At 67.6% G+C, this 19,023-nt stretch carries 11 protein-coding genes; 3 read left to right on the top strand and 8 right to left on the bottom strand.

Annotation, left to right across the window (positions count from 1 at the left end):
• Nucleotides 1-121 precede the first annotated feature (121 nt).
• Both purH and BLS85_RS12375 read left to right on the top strand, forming a co-directional pair.
• Nucleotides 122-1,690 carry a bifunctional phosphoribosylaminoimidazolecarboxamide formyltransferase/IMP cyclohydrolase gene (purH, locus tag BLS85_RS12370; protein WP_092786745.1) on the top strand — a complete coding sequence of 523 codons (1,569 nt, stop codon included), beginning with the start codon at nt 122-124 and terminating at the stop codon, nt 1,688-1,690.
• Nucleotides 1,691-1,806: 116 nt separating this feature from the next.
• Complete coding sequence (locus BLS85_RS12375) at nt 1,807-2,349, top strand: O-acetyl-ADP-ribose deacetylase (protein WP_092786747.1); 543 nt, start codon at nt 1,807-1,809, stop codon at nt 2,347-2,349.
• Between the two features lie 449 nt (nt 2,350-2,798).
• Here the strand turns inward: BLS85_RS12375 and BLS85_RS12380 are convergent, their stop codons facing one another.
• Genes BLS85_RS12380 through BLS85_RS12390 form a run of 3 tightly spaced genes read right to left on the bottom strand, consistent with a single transcriptional unit; the run spans nt 2,799 to nt 5,476 of the window.
• Nucleotides 2,799-3,650 (bottom strand): metal ABC transporter permease, encoded by an 852-nt coding sequence (locus BLS85_RS12380; protein ID WP_092786749.1) that lies wholly within the window; start codon nt 3,648-3,650, stop codon nt 2,799-2,801.
• A complete protein-coding gene (locus BLS85_RS12385) occupies nt 3,643-4,452 on the bottom strand; it encodes a metal ABC transporter ATP-binding protein (RefSeq protein ID WP_092786751.1) in 810 nt (269 codons plus the stop codon). The genes BLS85_RS12380 and BLS85_RS12385 overlap by 8 nt, the downstream gene beginning before the upstream one ends.
• 19 nt (nt 4,453-4,471) lie before the next feature.
• Nucleotides 4,472-5,476: a metal ABC transporter solute-binding protein, Zn/Mn family gene (locus BLS85_RS12390; protein ID WP_092786753.1), complete on the bottom strand. Its 1,005-nt coding sequence runs from the start codon at nt 5,474-5,476 to the stop codon at nt 4,472-4,474.
• Nucleotides 5,477-5,650: 174 nt separating this feature from the next.
• On the opposite strand from BLS85_RS12390, the gene BLS85_RS12395 reads away from it, so the two are divergent.
• Nucleotides 5,651-6,022: a Fur family transcriptional regulator gene (locus tag BLS85_RS12395; protein WP_218128402.1), complete on the top strand. Its 372-nt coding sequence runs from the start codon at nt 5,651-5,653 to the stop codon at nt 6,020-6,022.
• 225 nt (nt 6,023-6,247) lie between these two features.
• Here BLS85_RS12395 and csb2 read toward each other — a convergent pair whose 3' ends face one another.
• The 5 genes from csb2 to BLS85_RS12420 all read right to left on the bottom strand — a co-directional run bounded on the left by csb2 (nt 6,248) and on the right by BLS85_RS12420 (nt 18,961).
• Nucleotides 6,248-8,482 (bottom strand): type I-G CRISPR-associated protein Csb2, encoded by a 2,235-nt coding sequence (gene csb2 / locus BLS85_RS12400; RefSeq protein WP_092786757.1) that lies wholly within the window; start codon nt 8,480-8,482, stop codon nt 6,248-6,250.
• A 15-nt stretch (nt 8,483-8,497) separates the two neighbouring features.
• On the bottom strand, nt 8,498-9,583 hold the full coding sequence (gene cas7g, locus BLS85_RS12405) for a type I-G CRISPR-associated RAMP protein Csb1/Cas7g (RefSeq protein WP_245699217.1): 1,086 nt from the start codon (nt 9,581-9,583) through the stop codon (nt 8,498-8,500).
• Nucleotides 9,584-9,585: 2 nt separating this feature from the next.
• Complete coding sequence (cas8g2, locus tag BLS85_RS12410; RefSeq protein WP_092786759.1) at nt 9,586-10,521, bottom strand: type I-G CRISPR-associated protein Cas8g2; 936 nt, start codon at nt 10,519-10,521, stop codon at nt 9,586-9,588.
• A complete protein-coding gene (cas3g, locus tag BLS85_RS12415; protein WP_092786761.1) occupies nt 10,521-13,172 on the bottom strand; it encodes a type I-G CRISPR-associated helicase/endonuclease Cas3g in 2,652 nt (883 codons plus the stop codon). Before cas3g ends, cas8g2 begins: the two co-directional genes overlap by 1 nt.
• Nucleotides 13,173-13,645: 473 nt before the next feature.
• Nucleotides 13,646-18,961, bottom strand: coding sequence for a PAS domain S-box protein (locus BLS85_RS12420; protein ID WP_092786763.1), 5,316 nt, complete (start codon nt 18,959-18,961; stop codon nt 13,646-13,648).
• Nucleotides 18,962-19,023 lie beyond the last annotated feature (62 nt).

Genomic DNA, 19,023 nt, shown 5'->3' on the forward strand with positions numbered 1-19,023 from the left:
AGAGATCCCGTCATATGCCCCGTGCCTGCGGGCCGGAGCATCTATGCCATTCTAGAGATCCCCCAAACTGGAGAGCCTGCCCGTGTCCGCGTCCCCTTCCGTTCCGCCCCCCGCTGACCTGATGCCGATTCGCAGGGCACTGATCTCGGTGTCCGACAAGAGCGAAATCGAAACACTGGCGCGGGCGCTGCACGGCCATGACGTCACGATTCTGTCCACCGGCGGCACGGCGCGCGCCATCGAGGCCGCCGGCGTGCCGGTGACGGAGGTGTCCGACCACACCGGGTTCCCGGAAATGCTGGACGGCCGGGTCAAAACTCTGCACCCGACCATTCACGGCGGCATTCTGGGATTGCGCGGCCACCCCGAACACGAGGCGGCGATGCACGAGCACGGCATCACGCCCATCGACCTCGTGGTGGTGAACCTCTATCCCTTCGAGTCCACGGTGGCGCGGGGGGCCGATCCTTCGACCTGCGTCGAGAACATCGACATCGGCGGCCCGGCCTTGATTCGCGCGGCGGCCAAGAACCACGGCGCCGTCAGCGTCGTCACCGACCCGGAGGACTATTCCGCGCTGATCGCCGACCTGAAGGAATATGACGGACAGGTCACGCTGGGTCTGCGCCGCCATCTGGCCGGGCTGGCCTTCGCGCGCACGGCGGCCTATGACGCCGCCATTGCCCGCTGGTTCTCGGAACAGTCCGGGGACCCCTTCCCGCGCCACATGGTGGCCGCCGGCCGACTGAAGCAAATTCTGCGCTACGGCGAGAACCCGCATCAGAAAGCCGCGTTCTACGTTCACGGGCTGGCACGGCCGGGAGTCGCCAGCGCCCGCCAAGTGCAAGGCAAGGAGTTGTCGTTCAACAACCTGAACGACACCGACGCCGCCTTCGAACTGGTCAGCGAGTTCAGCGAACCGGCCGTGGTGATCGTCAAGCACGCCAACCCCTGCGGCGTCGCCGTGGGGGAAACCCTCGCCGACGCCTATCAGCGCGCGCTGGCCTGTGACCCGGTCAGCGCCTTCGGCGGCATCGTCGCGGTCAATCGTGCGCTTGATCGCGACTGCGCCGAATCCATCACGCGCATCTTCACCGAAGTTGTCATCGCCCCCGACGCCGACGATCACGCCCGCGCCGTGTTCGCCGCCAAGAAGAACCTGCGCCTGCTCATCACCGGCGTGATGCCGGACCCTGAAGCGCCGGGCCTGAGCGTGCGCTCGGTCGCCGGCGGGCTGCTGGCCCAGACCCGGGACACGGGCCGGGTGACCGAGGCCGACCTGAGGGTCGTCACGCGCCGCGCGCCCACCGACGCCGAACTGTCCGACCTGCTGCTGGCTTTCCGCGTCTGCAAGCACGTCAAGTCCAACGCCATCGTCTACGCCCGAAACGGCGCCACGGTCGGGATCGGGGCCGGCCAGATGAGCCGCGTGGACAGTGCCCGCATCGCCGCCCGCAAGGCCCTGGACGCCGCGGAGGCCGCCGGCCAGGAGGAGCCGGCCACGCAGGGCTCCGTGGTCGCCTCCGACGCCTTCTTTCCGTTCTCCGACGGGCTGACGGCGGCCGTGGAGGCCGGGGCGACGGCGGTCATCCAGCCGGGGGGATCGGTGCGCGACGAGGAGGTCATCGCCGCCGCTGACGAGGCCGGGATCGCCATGGTGTTCACCGGCATGCGCCATTTCCGGCATTGATCGCGACCGCTGACCCCGTCGCCCCCTTGTTTCGGCGGCCATGACCGTTATGGTCTTTCGGCACGGAAGAGAAACCAAACAACAGGTTCGACGTCGGATCGGACCAGGGAGGGACCATGGACGCGGCGGTACTGGATCGCATGGAGGTCGTCGAGGGCGACATCACCACGGAAGCGGTGGATGCCATCGTCAACGCGGCCAACGAGACCCTGCTGGGCGGTGGTGGCGTGGACGGCGCCATTCATCGCGCCGCCGGCCCGGGGCTGCGGGACGAATGCGCCAAGCTGGGAGGTTGCCTGCCAGGCCACGCCAAGGTCACCGGGGCCTTCGATCTGCCGGCGCGCTGGGTGGTGCATACGGTGGGGCCGGTCTACGACGGCCTGCCGCCCGACGATGCCGACCGGTTGCTTGGCGCCGCGTATGTGAACGCGCTGCTGGCGGCGGCCGAGGCCGGCGCGCGCTCGGTCGCGTTTCCGGCCATATCCACCGGGGCCTATGGCTTCCCCCAGGACCAAGCGGCGCGGGTGGCCATCCTGTCCGTGGCCCGGGCGCTGGAGAAAGAAGACCGCATCGACACCGTGCGGTTCGTCTGCTTCTCCGAGGATCAGGCGGCCCTGCACCGCGCCGCCATGGACGCCCTGCGCAAGCTGTCGCGGTAAAGCCCGGTCCGAGCGATCCGAAACGCATCGCCGCGCAGGTGTGCTCAACCAAGAAATGGTGAGGGCGTGTTGAGCGAAACGGGTTCCGTCTGATTGGCTCCCCATCCGCCTCCGAAGACAGCCAACCGGAGGTCAGGCGCGTTCGCGTTGGAGACCCCTCGACGCGCCGCCGGGCCGACCGACCCTATGGTTTGCCCGGGATGACGTCTGTTTTGTTTTTTTGAACACTGTTCCGTCATCCCGAAGCATCCATCAGAATGCAAGAGATCCCCAAAGACGGTGTGCCGAAGGGGCGGACAAGGAATCACGATTTCTGTCGCTTGGGCTCAATCCTATTGTTGGCCGTTCGAATCAGGTTGAAGCGCTTCGTCCGTGATCGCCCGGATGCCCCTGCGGAGGGAGCGGCTTCCGATCCGTTTCCAGGCTGAGGGATAGGTGGCTCCCCACGCTCAGGGGCCGGCGGAGGCAGGCACGCGATCCATGGTGCCTTTCCGAAGGCGGCGAACGCCGAACCGCACCCCCTCGGCCAGGGCGAGGGTGACCACGGCCGACGCGACAATGACGGCCCCCGACGTCAGGTCGAAGGCATAGGCCAACGCCAGACCGGCAAGGGAGAACACCAGCGCCCAAAGGACGGCGGTCATCATGAGCATCGCCAGGGAGCGTGCGGTCATTTCGGCCAGATAGGCCGGGATCGTCAGCAGGGCGATCACCAGAATCAGCCCGATGGCGGGCACCGCCGTCATCACCGCCAACGCGACGGTGGCCACCAGCAGAATGTGCACCGCCGCGACAGGCAGCCCGCGTACCCGCGCGAACTCACGGTCGACCGATATCGCCAGCAGCGGTCGATAGAACACGATGACGATCGCGACCAAAGCGCCGACACTGACCGCCATCGTCCACAGAACGTCGTTGCCGACCGCCAGGATCGAACCGAACAGATAACTCATCAGATCGACGTTGTAGCCGGGCGTAAGGTCGATCAACAAAACGCCGAACGCCATGCCCCCGGCCCATAACAGGCCGACGGCGACATCCAGGCGCTCGCGGTCCCGAAGGGTGATCATGGCGGCCAGAACAGCGGCACCGACAGCGAACAGCGTCGCCGTGATCATCACCGGCCAACCGGCGAAGAACGCCAGCCCGACCCCCCCGTACCCGGCATGGGCGACACCGCCGGCCAAAAAGGTCATGCGGTTGACCACGACCAGTGCCCCGACGACCCCGCAGGCGATGCTGACCAGAACGACGGACAGGAGCGCCTTCTGCATGAAGGGATAGGCCAGGGCCTCAAGCATCCGCGGGCTCCGGGTGGGGTGTGCGCATCCCGCTCATCGGCAGGACATGCGCCATGTCATGGATGAACGTGCCCATCGGGCAATTGGCGCGATGGACGCCATAGATCAGTTGCAGCATCGGCTCGGTCAACATCGGTTCCGGGTTGTAGACGACCTGGCGGTTGACGCAGGTCACCGCCGTTGCCTGTGGTACGGCCGTCGCCAGATCGTGCGAGATGAGGATCACCGTGCGGTCGGCCGCCAGCCGGTCCAGGAGTTCGACGATGCAAGATTTCCCGACCGGGTCGATGCTGGCGGTCGGTTCGTCCAGAACCAAGACGTCGGGAGCGCCGACAAGGGCACGGGCGATCAGCACCCGCTGCCGCTGGCCGCCGGACAGCGCGCCGATCGGGCGATCGATGAAGGCATCCATCTCAACCGCCGTCAGGGCCTCCAGCACCGCCTTGCGGGTGTTTCGCCCACGCCACGGCCCGATCCACGAGCCGGCTCTCTCGTCACCGACCAAACCCAGGGCCACTAGGTCTCCGGCCGAAATGGGAAACGCGGGGGAAATGGTCGCCGCCTGCGGAACATAGCCGATGCGCCGCGCGCTCCGGGCCGGATCGTCCCCGAACACCCGAACCCGGCCCGTCGTCGGCCGCAGCAGTCCGGTGATCAGCTTGGCCAGCGTCGTCTTGCCGCCGCCGTTGGGGCCAAGGACGGCGACGAACGCGCCCTCGGCCACCTCGAACGAGACATCCTCGACAGCCCATGTGCCGTCATATCGAAAGCTGACGTCCTCGAACGCAATCACAGGCGGCATACCGCGTGGTCTCCCCGGATCAGCGCAGGGTTTCGGCGAACGCGGCGCCAATAGCACGCGTGTTTTCCGGCCAGTCATAAGCCAGTGGGTTCAGCGCCAGGACCTCGCCCCCCAGGTCCTCGGCGATGGCCTGCGCTGACCGCTGCGAGAACTGAGACTGGACAAAGATCACCTTGATATCGTGCGCCCGCGCGGCATCAATGATCTTATGCATGTCCTGCGGGCTGGGCTCATTGCCGCCGATTTCGATGGCAATCTGGTGAAGACCATAGGCATCGGCGAAGTATCCCCAAGCCGGATGATACACCATGAACGTCCGCTCCGGAACGGACGCCAAATCCTTCGCCACGTCCGCGTCGACCGCATTGATGGTCGCGACGGTGGTTGCATAGTTGCGGCGGAAGTCCTCCGCGAAATCGGGGCGACGCTCGCTCAGTTCCTCGAACACGGTCGACGCCATGGTCCGCATCGTGAGGGGCGAGACCCAAACATGGGGATCCGGCGCGCCCGCCGCATGGTCGTGACCGTCGTGCCCGGCGGCCTCGTCATGATGTTCGTCGTCATGATGTTCGTCATGATGCTCTTCATCCGCATGAGCGTCGTGCTCATGTTCATGCTCATCCGGGGACCCGTAGCCACCGTCCATGGCCCTCCGCTTGACCCGTTCGGCCATGTCGATCACCCGCATGCCCGGGGCCGCGTCGCGAATGCGCGGCAGCCAGGCGTTTTCGAAGGGCACACCGATGGTGAAATAGACCTCGGTCTCGCTCACCGCCCGCATCTGGCTCGGTTTCGGCTCGTACGTCGCCGGCGAGGCGCCGGGCTCGACCATCACGGTCGTGCTCACATGGTCCCCGCCGATGGCATCGACCAGCCACTGCTGAGGGATGATCGAGACGGTCACCGGGATCGGTCCCGTCTGCGTGCTCTCGGTAAGTCCGGCATCATCCGCGAACGCCGGTGAGATGAGACCCAGGGCCAGCATCGCGGGGAGGAGACCGCGGTGGACAGAGCGGAGAGTCATGGCGAATGTGTCCTTTTGCCAGAACGGCGCACGCCTGCGGTTGCGGCCGCAGTGTGCGGTGTGGATTCTGATGAAGCCAAGAGAGTATAATATACGTTACGGCTTTCTGGTTTCAATGGCACGCGGAGGATAAATCCCATGAGGAACCGGCGCTTGGCCCCGAACCACGTCCTTGTGTTCGACGCCCTGAAGAAAGCGGGCCGACCGGTCACCGCGTACCAATTGATCGACGCCGTGCGGGGCGCCGGCATCTCGGCGCCGCCGACCGTCTATCGCGCCTTGAACCGGCTGATCTCCGACGGGCTGGTTCACAAGCTCGAAAGCACAAACGCTTTCGTCGCGTGCGCCCAGCCCCATACCGGCGGCAGCGTGGCGGTGTTTACGATCTGTGACACGTGCGGCAACGCCAGCGAGTTCACGGACGAGACGGTCAGCGAGCAACTGGCCAAACGCGCCCTTGAGCGCGGCTTCGCCCTCGACAAGGCGGTGGTGGAACTTCACGGAACGTGCGCCACGTGCGCGAACTCTCCAGCACAGACGGGATAAGACCGGCCCGGCCGGACGTGCTGAGAAGACGTGCGCTGCACTCAGGCGACCACAGGCCCCCTATTCCGGGGCGCTCACGGGACCGTGTCTGCCATCGGCCGGCGGCGATTGGGCGATTGGTGCCGAACCGAGACCCCATCATTCGGATCTGATTTCAACACCCCCCTTGGGCATGGGAGAAGCAGGTGGCGGATGGTGTTGCCTGAAACGTGCCGGGGGTGGCGGTCACGGCATGGCATCACCCTGGAACAGCCCGCCGCCATCGCGATGGCAATCGCGACCGAGCAGGATCGGCCCCCGCACCGCCACTTCAAAGGCCAACCGAACCGCCGCCATCACGTTGCCGCCCCTTGGCCCCACGGACAGATCTGTCACCGACACGTCCGGACGGGGCAGGCCCCGGCGACGGCATTCGGCCTGGACGTCCCGGATCAGCGCGGCTTCCGCCTGGGCTCCACCGCGCGGATGGCGGGTGGGCCGGTAGGGCGTGGCGCTGTGCCAGACCCTAGCCGGGCCGAACACCGCTCCCAAAGCCGACTCTTCGTCCGGCGCCAGGTCGAGCACCCCCAGAGCGCCGGCGCGTACCGTGCGCAGATCACGGGCCACGCGGTCGAATCCGCGCCGTTCGCCATCGCGCGTCCGGCGCGCCGGCTGGAACCGCCAGGGCGGCACGATCAGGACATGGGTCAGGACGTCGTCGGGCTTCGGCCCAGCGGCTGCGAGGAAGATGTGATCGTGCCCGCCGGAGCGCAACGGCGCGCCATCAGGGGCATGGCCCGAGATCAGGGGCTTGACGGTCGCGGCCTCCGGGTCGTCCTCGGCACGGGCAATGAGAGCGCGGCGAACCGCCCTCAACAGGGCCGCCCGATCGGTCGCGGGCACAGGCGTGCCCAGCTTGAGAACGCACAGGTCCGCGTCTGTCGGATCGGCGTCGCGCACCGGTGCCAGCAGGCCGAGCCCAAGAAAACGGCCGTCGCCGATCAGGATCGGCCCGGTGACGGGGGTGTCAAAGGCAACCTCCACATGGTGCAGCACATCCGGCGAGAACCGCGACGTGGCGGCGAACGCCTCGGCACGCTCGCCCCGGGCCTCGAACGGTTCGCGCTGGACCCGGGTCACGGTGGCTTCGGGCACCCCGGCATGGCGTAGCGCCGCCTGGACAGCGGCGGCCAGACGGGCCTCGGTGGCGGCGCGTTCGGCGCCGGAAACGCGGCCGCGCGCGCGTTTCAAGGGCAGCGCGGCGGGGGTGACAGTGCGCCAAGTCCGCGCAGCCACCTCGTGGGGCGTGCCGACACCGTAGTGCTTCAGCATGGACGACGTCAGGGCTACGGGAACAAGAGTGGCGCCCGGATCCGCCGGGAGCTCGCCGGTGTCCGGATCCGTGCCCAGGTCCCAGCCGGTCAGCGCCCAGTGGACCGTCTCGGCGGAGATGGGGCATTCGGCCGGCACCTCCACCAGCAAGCGGCGCACGGCCCGGTCGGCATGATGGACGCCGATGGAGGGCAAGGGAATCAGGCGGATGCGGCGGGCCTTGTCGGCATCCGTGGCGCCGCGCCCGATGACATACGCCAGCACATGCCGTTCGCAGATCCGCCCCCTGAGCAGGCGCGCGGCCAGGGCATCACGGACCGTCTCTGTCAGCCCGACCACCCCGTCCAGGGGCTGCGGCGCCGGCCGTACCTGCGGTCCCGGGTTCACGATGTCGAACAGCAGGCGAGTGGGCGGCGCGTTGTAGGGGTGAACCCGGTAATGGGCCGGCGGGGCCTGCCGGAAACCGCCTGCCTGGAACCGTTGGGCTTGGGCATCGTGACGCGCGGCCAGGGAGTCGAACGACCGGGGCGCGGGGCAGCGAACCCTGAGCACGCGCGCGTCCATCGAAGGTCCGGGCTGACCGTCCTCGGCCAGGGGAAGCGGGCGATACAGAACGCCACCATGCTCCGCCAACCGGCTTTCAAGGGTCGCGAACGGTTCGGTCCACGCGCTGGCCCAGGCCACGTCCAGGCCAGTCCCCAGGCGGTACAGGCGCTTTGCCAACACGGCGACCCGTTGCGCCTGCGTCTCCGCTTCGGGCGGGATGGTCCAGGCGTATAGGATGGGCCGGTCGTCTTCCAGGAGCTGGGGGCGAACGCGTTTGGCATCGCGGATCTCGGACACCTTGGCGGGGTCGCCGCCGACCGCGTCCAGGTCGTTGTTGGGGACGTAGGTGGTCACCTGTCTTCCGGGGACCCCTGTGGGGGCCGCGATCATCGGCGGCTCCAGCGTCTCCAGCCACGCGAAAGACTCGGCCAGTGTCGCCCGATGGCTGCGCGGCTGACCAAGGAGGGCGCCGGCCATCAGCGCCTGAAACAGGCGGAATGGAGAGGGCGGCCAATCGCCCGTGCCGTGGAAGCGCGGCTCTACCAGATAGACGGCGATGGTCAGGGCAAGGCTGTCCGGCGCCGCTTCTTCAGGGCGTGTCATCTCTCGGTCTCTCCGTCAGGACCTGCCGTCCTTGGCTTTCAGATCCGCCTTGGCCTTGATCTTGTCGAAGGGGACGTTCTCCTGGCTTTGTCCCACGCCAAAGGAGGTCGCGGCCTGCTGCGCGAAGGCAAGGGCGGCGTCGGGCGTCAAAGCGACCGGCTGCCGCTGGCCGCTGCGCGCCACCAGCGTCCAGTCGGCGGGTGTCTCCGGGTCGGGCGTCAGCAGGCAGCCCTGCCGCAGGAAGGCGTCGCCCGGATCGGTGGCCGTGACCAGCGCCAGCCCCAGGATGTAGCGCCGCAGAGCCGCCGTCGTCTCCTCGCTCTCGCCCCGCAGCGCCCGCAAAGCCACGAGATTGACCGTCACGCTTCGGACAAAATCGCCGCGCGCCAGCACGCCGCCGAGTTCTCCTCCCTGGCCCTTTTCACCGACCGCCGGAACGTGGACGAACCCGCGTTGGGCCAGCGGCGATTTGACGTTGCCCTCGGCTTTCTTCTTCTCGTCGTCGCTGAACACATCCAGCGCCGCATAGTCGGCAGGCGGATTGTACTGCGCCGCCCGATGGATCGGGTCCACGTCCCAGGCCCGGATGGTGCTGCTGACCAGACGCGGCAGCTTGCTGCCCTCGCCCCGGGAATCCCAGGCGCCGAAGACCAGGGATGTGGGCGCCAGCTTGGCGATGGGCACGGCGCTGCCGGTTTCCGTGAAGGCATGGAAGGCGTCCCTGACCGCCTCCGAGAGCCCGGAGGCACGCACCAGCGCGTCGCCCAGGCGGTGCCCCACGTCCAGCAGGTCCACGACCTTTCCGTTGCCCAGGGCAATGGTCACCTTGGGCACAAGGTCCGAATACGGTTTGTGCTTGAACAGGGGTTCCATCCGATTGGCCTGCGATCCAACGGAGTCGATCAGGGCCACCCGGGTGCCGTCCGACAGGCGGTCGATGCAGTAGCCCAGATCGGCGTAGGTGGGCGGGAAGATGACAGAGCCCGGTCCCTCCACGGGCTGCATGACTTGGCGCAGGGTCAGGGCGACAGGCCCCAGGGGGGCGTCGGTCCAGCCGTTCAGGGTGGCCTCGTCGAGGGGCATGGGGGTCGGGGCGTTCATGGTCAGAGGTCCTCCGTGGCTGCGGTGACAACCTTGTTCTTGCCGGCCATCGCCAGCGAAAAGCGGTAGGTGCGGGTGTCGATCAGGTCGCCCAGAGCCCCACCGAGGGCGGCCCGGGCCAGCGGCGTGGGCAAGGAGCCGGTCCACAGGGTGAGGCGGTAGACGTGGTGGCCCTGGTCGACCGCCGCGGGCCTGAAGGCTTCCACACCCCATGCCGCGAGCATCTCCACCACGGGGGAGGCGAGAACCGCGTCCCCCTGGTCATTCGGGGAATAGCCGGCATCCAGGGCAGTCCAGGCGCCGCGTGTATCGAAGTTGAACGACCCCTTCATGGGGCACAGGACGTTGAAGGGATCACGGCACAGGCCATCCCTGTCCGCTTCATGAAGCTGGGCGATGCCCCTGGTGACGATCTTGGGTGTCTTGCCCTTGGTCCAGGTGCCAGCTGTCATCGCCCGGGCGATCGACGCGCCGGTGCGATTGCCCGAGTACAGCTTGAACGGCGGCAGGCCCGCTTTCTCGTCCTCCGCCCAATGACAGAGCATCACGGGGGGATGGTTCCCCCGGCGCAGCAGGATGGGCAGGGCCATCTTTTCGGGCACGGCGCCCGGGAACGTCGGGCAGTCCTCGCGCCGCACCGCCGACTCGCCGTCCTTCGCGTCCCTCTTCTTCTCCGCCTTGCCGTCTTTCTTCGGCGGCTCCCAACCGTTCGGCGCCAGTTCCACCACCTCGGCGGCGGCGAGGAAGTCCAGCACCTCGGCCACGGGGTCGGCGTCGCCCTGGGTGGAGAGGGTGAAGTCAACCGTCGTCGCACCGGTTTTCCAGGTGAACCCGCCCTCGGCGGGGCCGATCAGGGCTTCGGCGGCTTCCATCAGGCCCAGGCAGGCGAACACCTGACCGGGGTTGAACGGGTCGACAGGGATGGTTCGGTCTGCCATCAGGCGTCCTCCCTGCCGGGGTCGTCCAGCCGGCCCGACGCGCGCCAGTCGGCGGCACGCAGCAGCGTTTCCCACCAGGCCAGCCCCCACGGCCCCCAGCGCCGGTGCAGGCGGGCGAAGCGCAGGGCGGCCTCGCGGGCGCGTTTCCGGGCTTCCTCGGGCGGCCACTCGGGGTCAAACGATGTGATGACGGGGCGGGCATAGCCGTGGTGGGCGGCCACCAGATGCAGCACCAAGTCCCGCCGGTCCTCGTCCAGAGCGGCCAGGGTCGGATGGCCGGCCGGATTCTGGAGCACATCCACCAGCGAGCCGAACTCGTGGCGGTAACCAGCGAGCGCCCCGGGCATGCCCCCGCCCGTTGTCTTGGCATAGGGTCGGCCCTCTCGCGGCGCCCCCATGGCGGTCTGCCAGTGCTCCCGCCGTTTGCCCAGGTCGTGCAGGCGCGCGGCGGTCTCCAGAACCTCGACCCACTGGTGTGCTAGCCCCAGGCGCTCGGCGAGGTCGCGGGCGTCTTGGGCGGCCCAGTCGAGGTGCGTGTCCAAGGCCTGCGCATGGCGGGAGAACGCCGGATCGCCGGTCCGCCGGCCGTCACCGGCGCGGCGACGGACCCAGACCGTGAGGGTTTCCGGCTCCTCCGCCTCCGGGGACGACAGGGGGAGGGAAAAGGCCTCGCGCCAGTCGGCCATGGAGACGTCTTTGGGAAGGTGTGTGCCCGCGAGGAAGGGCGCGTCGAACAGAGCCGCCGACCGCTCCGCGTCGTCCGCCACGATGGGCGGTTCGGACGCTTCGGCCTTCAGCGACCCTTCCTCGTCCAGCCCGCCGAAATCGGCGCGCAGGATCAGGCGGCGGCCGATCAGGCGTCCGAACAACTCGTCCTTCTGCCTTCTGTCGGACTCCGCAGCAGCAAACCGTCCCAGGCGCAGGGCCTCCCGCAGGGTTCCGTCTTGGTTCAGGATCAGGCCGACAGGGTCGCTCAACTCCCAACGCTGGTCTTCCGGCAACGCACGCAGCACCTTGGCACGCGCGAGCATCATGTCCACGAGGGCGTCCGTCCGGGCCTCCAGCGTTTCCAGGAGCAGGACGGGCGCGGCCTCCAGCCAGCCCTTCACATCGTCCTTCGACGGCGCCTCGGCCTCCTTGGGCCACGGAAGATGCCGCCGCCACGCCACCGTGGTTTGGGGCTCCTCGCTCACCCAGCCGCGCAACCAGGGCTGGACCAGCGCGCGGCCGGGGTGCGTTTCCAGCGAGGTCATGGCCCAGGCGTCCACATGCGCCCGGGTCAGGGCGGGATACAGCGGCGGTGGCGTCGTGGCCCGCGCCAGAGTGGCGGCGATGGTCTTGTCCGCGCCGGCGCGCTGCTTCAGGGCGTCCAGGGCGCCGGGACTGGCGTCCCGGGCCTCGGGCTCCCGCTCGGACACAGGCAACAGCGCCAGGGGCGCGGCCAGCCGGGCCAGACGCTCCCGCGCGTCCTCCGGTTTTTCGCCCTTGCGCGGCGCGGCGAACACCCGGACCGGCGCCGCGCGCCCTGCCCCACCGCGCCGGTTCACCCGGCCCAGACGCTGCACCATGCGCTCGAACGGCACCAAGTCGCAGGCCATGGCGTCGGCGTCGATATCCACCCCCACCTCGCCGGCCGACGTGGCGACCAGGATGGCCGGTCCGTCGCCGGTGGCCGTGCCCTCCGGCAGAAAGCCATACGCCTCCAGCCACACCCGGTCCTGCTCGCGTTCGGCCACCCGGCGCGCGCCGACAAGCAGCCGGGTACCGACGGCCGCGCCGGGCGTTTTGTCGAGGTCCGCCTTGATCTTTTCCGCCATCTTGCGGCTGTCACAGAACACCAGAACCTTGCAGTGGCTCTGTGCCAAGTCTCGGGCTGCGTCGACCAACTGCTTCTGAAGCTCGGGCTCTTTGCCCACGTCCTGGATCGTCAGCCGTTTATCCGCCGTCAGGCGCCGCTTGACCTCTGGATGATCCCGATCCGCGTTGGTCAGGGACAGCGTTGCGCCGCCGGCCGCGTCGCGGCCGGTCGCGGACAGGGTCAGTAGCCGAGGGCCGGGCACGGGCGCCGGCGCGCCCAGGTCCTCGGCGGCCTCTGCGATTCGCCGCAGCAGAGCCTCGAACGGCGGGCACAGGTGCGACTCGTCCAGCACCAGCAGCGTGTCGCAGCCCAGCAGGCCGGCATGGGCCGGGCGCATGCGGCGGGAGACTCCGTAACCCTCGAACAGCAGCCGCGAGCCGATCATGTCCACGGTACCGACGATGATGGCCGGCGCGGCTGGATCGCTCAGCCATTCGCGGTTGTCGATGTGCTGGCCGCGCAGGGTGCTGACCCGCAGGCCGAGGGGATCGGGGCTGGACTGGTCCCAGTCCTTAAGCTTGTCCGCCTCCGCCGTCGCCTGATCGACCACGGTGCGCCGGTCGACCACATAGACCAGACGGCGCGGGGCCTTCACCCCCAGGCGCCGCGCGACATACCAGACCGTCATCACGGCCGTTTTTCCGAGACCGGTGGGGACATCGACGGCTCCGGGCCAGCCCTTCACCGTGTCCCGGATGTCGCGGAACAGCGCCCGCTGCCACGGAAAGGGCCCGGGAACACCGGCGATCTCCCGGAAAAGACTGTCGAAGTCCGCAGCCTGTGCTTCTGTCATGGATCGCCCGCTCGTTGAGATCTCCAGGAAGGGTATAGCTTGGCTGCTCAACCGCCTACAACACAAGGGCCTGCCTACAAATCAATGCGCCCATGAATTGCTTGCCGTTGAGGGCTGACCGATCCGCCCTGCTGGACCGGACTCTCACACGGGTGTGAGCCAAAAACGGTCACTGTGCAGTTTAGATCGCAAGAGAACCGGCCGATGCCGTCCCGGCAATGGCGTGAAGCGGAGACCTCTGTTCCTTTGGCTCAGCAGGTTCGGACGGAGACGGTCGCGCGAACGGAGGCGACAACAAACCCAAAGGCCCGTGCGAAGCCTCCGTTATTTTACTTGTTTCAATGGCTTGGGTGGGATGCGGCTGTTTTCTGTGAAAACAAACACATACGTCATCCCGACGCGGCCGTCAGGCCAAGAGGACACTCCCGCGCCGGCCTCACGGCCCGCATACCCGACCCGCACAGGGGGCACCGTCAGCCCTCCGGCCGGCTGGTTCGAAATCCAAGAACGGAGACGTCATCCCGACGGTCCTCGTCGCCCTGATGCTCCGCCAGCGCGCGAACGATGGCGTCGCGCTGGGCGGACAGGGGTCGCTCCGCCGCGTCCTGAAGCACACCCGTGAACCGGCGTTTCCCGAACCCGCGCCGCCGAGGGCCCCCTACCTGATCAATCAGTCCGTCCGAGGTCATGTACAATATCTGACCGGGGACCGGCTCGATCCGGTGGTTGTTGAAGTGGAGGAGGGTCGGCGTGCCGCGATACCCCAGACCGAACTTATCGCCGCGCACCTCCGTCACCAAGCCCCCAACGCTGCGGAACAGGGAAATCTTGGCACCCGCGAAAACGACCGCGCCGCCGCGCGAGGGCAGATAGCAGATGCCCAGATCAAGGCCATCGTTGGATTCGCCACCCTCGCGGTCCTGGCCCAGCATCGACTGGATCAAGGCATGGACGCGGGCCAGCAAGACGGCGGGTTCGCCCGGGGGCGTCTCCAACAGGGCCATGTCCAGGGCACCGTTGGCGATCATGGTCATGAAGGCGCCGGGCACCCCGTGACCGGTGCAGTCGCCCAACGCCAGCATGGCGCCCCGCCCCCAGCGCTGGCACCAATAGGCGTCGCCCCCGACCCGGTCGCGCGGCTCCCAGATCACGAAATGCTCCGGCACGAGGGTGTTGAGCAACTCCTGATCCGGCAGCATCGACCGCTGAATGCGCGAGGCATACTCAATCGAGCCGGTAATCACGTCATACGCGTCCGTCAGGGCCTGTTCCGCCTGCTTGCGTTCGGTGATGTCGGTAAGCATGCCAAAGGAGCCCACCGTTCGGCCTTCGTCGTCCAGCATCGGAGTGGCATTGCACAGGCAGTGGACCAGAGTGCCGTCCGGCCGGGTCAGGGCGATTTCATACAAGTCGGCCCGCGCCTGCCCTGATTTCGCCAGTTGAACCGCCAGGTCGTCCCGGTGACCATCATGGACGAAGTCGAACAGGGGCCGCCCTCGGATGTCCTCTTCCGGCCGATCCAGCATGACCCGGATTGCGTCGTTGACCTCCGTCACCCTGTAGTTGAGATCCAGCATCCAGATGCCTTCGCTCGCGGTCTCGAAGATGCGGCGGATCTTCTGTTCGCTCTCGCGGATTCGTCGTTCCGTCTCCTTGCGTTCGGTGATGTCACGAAAGGCGATGACGGCGCCGAAAATGGCGCCGTCGCGCCACATCGGCGCGGTGCTGTATTCCACCGGGAAACGCGAGCCGTCACGACGCCATAGCACCTCGTCATCCACTCGCGCCGACTTGCCATGGCTGTAAGCCGCCAACATCGGGCACTCCTCTGGCGGATAGGGAGAGCCGTCCGCGCGCGAATGATGCAGCAGATGATGAAGCGCTTGGCCATCCAACGCGCCGCGCTCGTATCCGAGCAACTCCAGCGCCCGGTCGTTGATGAAGATCAGACGGCCCTCGGCGTCGGTCCCGAAGATACCGTCGTTGACCGACCCCAGGATCAGACGGTTCTGTTCCTCGGCTTGGGCAAGCTTGTCCTCGGCCTCCTTGCGGGCGGTGATATCGCGGCTGATGCTCAGGAGGCCGAGCGGTGTGCCGTCCTGCGCGAAGAACGGGGTCGTAAGCGTGTCCAGCAGCACCGGTTTCCCGTCGTCCGGAAAATCGATCCACTCCTCGCTTCTGAACGCCATGCCCTGGGCCAGCATCTGAGCGTCTTTCGCGCGCCGTGATTCGGCGATCTCCGCCGGCAGGATCTCTTCGTCCGTCGCGCCCACCATGTCCACCGCGCTCATCCCGACGTACCGTTCGAAGGACCGGTTGGCGTGCAGGTAGAACCCTTCGGCATCCTTGGCGTAGATCATGTCCGGTATGGAATCGAACAGCGATTCCAGCATCGACCGGCTCCACGCCAGTGCCTCTTCCTTGCGTTTGATTTCGGTGATGTCGGTCAGGGCCACCACGGTCGAGCCGTCGTCGGTCGCGCGGGTATGCACATGCAGCACGCGGCCGTTCGGTGGCCTGATCTCCAGGGCGGTCGTGCCACCGCTTCGCCACATCTCGCGACGGGCGCGCATGAACGCCTCGATATCGTCCACGGGGCCATAGTCCCCACGTTCCGCCAAGAAGCGGACAACCGCCTCCGAGGGCGCGCCAGGCACCACCATGCCTTCGGGCAGACTCAACATTTCCAGGTAAATGTCATTGGACATGACGAAGCGGAACTCGCGGTCGAGGACACAGAGACCGTTGGACATGTTGTCCAGCGCGAGGCGCAGTCGATCCGAGGCCTCCGCCAGTTCCCGTGTCCGCTCGACAACGCGGTCTTCCAGTTCATCCTTTGCGCGGGTGAGAATCCGACTGGTGCGTTCACCCAAGATGAGGGTCAGACTTGTTGCCCCCGTCGTCAGGGCCAGGGTCAGGACAAGGATGCCGCCGAGCGTCGTGCCCAGCGTTCGGGCGGGACCCAGCGCTTCCTCCGCGTGGATCTCTGTGGCGATGCCCAAGCCCGCCTCGTGATCGAACGTCCACGCCCCCAGGACCAACTCGCCCCGATAGTCGAGGTAACCGGACAGGTCCACGCCCGGGTGGCCGGCCAGGGCGCTTTCGGCCATTCGCGTCAGCGCCCCGATCTCGCCACCGCCACGGTCCCGGGGGTCGTGTCTCTCCATGGGGACGCGCAACGGAATGCCGAGGACCGCCGTCTGGTCCGCAGCCAGCATCCCCAGGTCCACCAACTCCTCTTCGAATCGGCTCCGGGAGACCATGACGGCATCGCTGTTGAACGCGTAGGTTTCGCCGGAGTGCCCGATCCGCCCGGTTTCCAGGATGGCGGAAAAGTCCCCCAAGGCGTCGCGGCGCTGGGCGATGAGCCCGTACCGCGTTCCATAGGCGTCCTGGACCGGCGCGGCAAAAACGATCATCGGCTTGGCACGATTGTCGCGTTCGGACGGGGACCCGGCCGGGCGACCGGACCCGCCGCGCATGGGCGGGGTCATGATGGCCTCGCCCGCCACGGCTCTCGCGATCAGGTCTGGGTACTGTTCGATGATCGCGGCCTCAAGCGAAAGGTCCGTTGCTTCGGTGCTGCCGATCACGGTCCCGTCCAGGGCAAGAATCGTGAAGTCCGCCGTGTGGGAGCGCCGCGGATCGGCATCGAGGCGGCTCTTGATGCTGCTCAGCGCCATCGCCGCGTCCCGATTGATCCGATCACGCGGCAGTGAGAGCAGCTGGCGGACCTCGGCCACCACGGTGGGATCCCGACCCAAATTGGCGGTCAGCCGCTTCTGGTCCTGGATCCAAAGGTCCAGACGCTCTACCGTGCTGGTCAGGACGGTTTGCAGGTTTGTGCCGACGATGTCGAGGATGCGGGCCCTGTTGTGCTGGTAGGCGAGCCAGACCACCGTGCCGACCCCAAGGATCACGAGACAGAGCCCCCCAACCATCAGGCCGCGCAGGCGCGCCGACCCCATCTCGCTGGCGAGGGAATCGATCCGGCCCGAGCGGACCAGCCAACCCGCCAGCCCGGCCAACAGGGCGAGCACGGCACCGACCCAAAACGCCAGCTTTCCAAGATCCAGCGGCGTATCCGGAACGACGATGTCGGGCGCCGGCGGCGGTGGGCTCTGGGAGGCCGGCGCGGCGGTGGTGGCCGCCCGGCCCTCGACCGGAATGCCGACATGGACCCAGCGGGCCAGGATGGCCTGGATTCCGGCCGCGCCCAGGGCGTCCAGGCCCTTATCCAGGATGGCCGCCAGCTCAGGGCGATCCTTGGGCACGGCCACCGCCAGACGTGTTGGCTCTCGCGTCAGTCGGCCGTGAATGGCGAGACCGGGCAGAACATCTCGGACCATAAGGTATCTCGCCACGGTTCGGTTGCCGACATAGGCGTCAGCCTCGCCGCGCGCGACGGCATCCAGGGCGGCGCTTGTGTCGGGGTACTCGCGCACCGTCACGTCCGGATGGTTCCGCCGGAACCACTCCACGTTCCCGAAACCGCGCTCCAGGGCCACCGTCAGACCGGCCAGCGCGGTTTCGTCGTGCAGGCCGGTGCGCTCTTCGGCGGCGATGATGACGTGGGGAATGGCGAGATAGGGGGCGCTAAAATGCATGAACGGCCGCCGTTCCGGCTTCGGCGTCGCATCCATCAGCACATCAAGTTCGCCGTCCTTCAGAGAAGCCAGAAGGGTGTCCCACGGTCCCGGCACGAAGGTCACCTTCAGGCCGACCATCCCGGCCAGGGCCGAGATGACATCCCGCGAAATGCCTTGTGACTGCCCGTCGGCATCGAGGAAGCTAAATGGTGGCCAGTCGGCCATGACGCCGACCTTGATCTCGGAATGGGCGCGGATCCAGGCGTCCTCCTCTTCCGTAAGATCCAGACGTTGGGCCACGGGCACCACTTCGTCGGGCGGCGAGGGGCCAGAGGCCGCTCCGCCGTCCAAACCGCGCGCCAGCGCCGTGTCAGTGTGATAGCGCGCCTCCGGATTGGGCAGCCAGCGGACATCAATGTCGGTCAGGATGTCGGCCGGAATCGCGTCCAAGCCCCGGTCGATCCGCGCGAGAAGATCCGGACGGTCCTTGGCGACACCACCGAACAGCGTCCGGTCGGCCAGGACCTCGTTGCCCGCGACCACGGCGCCCCGCAGCCCCATGGCGTCCATGACCGCGAACACCGTCGGCTCTTCGTGGAACACGGCGTCCAGACGGCCCGACACCAGGTCGCGCATCATGGGGCCGGTCTCTTGATAAAGAACGCGGACGATGCCCGGGTCTTCCTCTGCCAGTCTCTGGGCGTGATAGGTGTCGCGCAAGGACCCCACCCGCCGACCGGTCAACGCCGCCAGGGTCCGACCCCGGGCTGGGTCGCTGGCGCGGTAGAACAGCATGGACCGGATACGGTGGATCGGCTTGGTAAACCCCAGCCATTCTTCTCGATCCGGGGTTCTGTAGAGGCCGGAATGGATGTCGGCGTCGCCCTCCCGCATAGCGGCAAGAGTTCCGGACCAGTCAGCCAGCAGGAAGCGCACCGGCTGCCCGCTGGCCTCCGACCAGGCGTGCCACAAGTCCACCAGCAATCCCGCCGCCTCCCCGTCCGGACCCCGCACCGAGAAAGGCGGGTAGCCAACCGGCACCGCGATGGTCAGCGGCGCCGAAAGCTCGGATGTCGGGGGGTCGGTCGACCTCGCCTCAGGTGTCTGCTGGGCGTGCAGCGGTCGCGGCAACGCGAGAAAGACAAGCGTGACCAAGGCAACCAGGAAGAACCCGATCTCGGATCGTGCCGATAATCCCATAGGCCCCTCCACGGCGACGCTCCTGATGCCCTCCGCCTGCCATAGTGGCCAAATGGCCGATG

Source organism: Rhodospira trueperi (assembly GCF_900101965.1).
GTDB classification, from domain to species: Bacteria; Pseudomonadota; Alphaproteobacteria; order Rhodospirillales; family Rhodospirillaceae; genus Rhodospira; species Rhodospira trueperi.